Source organism: Mesorhizobium sp. M7A.F.Ca.MR.362.00.0.0, from assembly GCF_004023175.1.
GTDB lineage: Bacteria > Pseudomonadota > Alphaproteobacteria > Rhizobiales > Rhizobiaceae > Mesorhizobium.
Genome location: NZ_RZTF01000903.1, coordinates 1 through 515, shown reverse-complemented (window position 1 = coordinate 515; position 515 = coordinate 1). Strand labels below are relative to the sequence as shown.

1 protein-coding gene is annotated in these 515 nt (G+C 63.3%); it reads right to left on the bottom strand.

Annotation, left to right across the window (positions count from 1 at the left end; all coding sequences use genetic code 11):
* Position 1: 1 nt before the first annotated feature.
* A complete protein-coding gene (locus EOC06_RS38440) occupies positions 2–346 on the bottom strand; it encodes a hypothetical protein (RefSeq protein ID WP_128310176.1) in 345 nt (114 codons plus the stop codon).
* Positions 347–515 lie beyond the last annotated feature (169 nt).

Genomic DNA, 515 nt, shown 5'->3' with positions numbered 1-515 from the left:
CCTACAGCCTCGTCACAGGGTTTCGGACAGGCACCTGAAGCTGGAGACCGGTGTGCTCCGGTGAGCCGCCATCGGTGCGGACGAGGTCCATCACCACGGTCTTGCCGACCGGCCACAGCGAGGCCTGGGTGGCGGGGATCTTGATGTCCAGCGTGGTGTCGTCGATGCGTACAAGGCCGCCGTTGGCGGTCGTCAATTCAACGATCGGGTTCACATCCTCCGCCTTGGCGCGGACATGCATGCTGTAGGTCGCGGCCTCACCGATTACGAGCGAATTGGAGAAGGTGATCCGAAGCCGCCAAGGATAGCCGGCCTCGATAATCTTGCCGCGCATGTTCTGAGCCATCAGTTACTCCTCGCTGCTTTGCCGCCTTCGGGCGCGAGTGACCGGCCCAGTGGGTCAGCGTTAGGGCTGACCTCTTCGGCCTTGGTCTTGACGGGTGTCATGAAGCCGGTGCCGGACAGCTCCGGCGCGGTGTCCGGCCGGAGTCGGCCGTACATCCACAGGTGATATT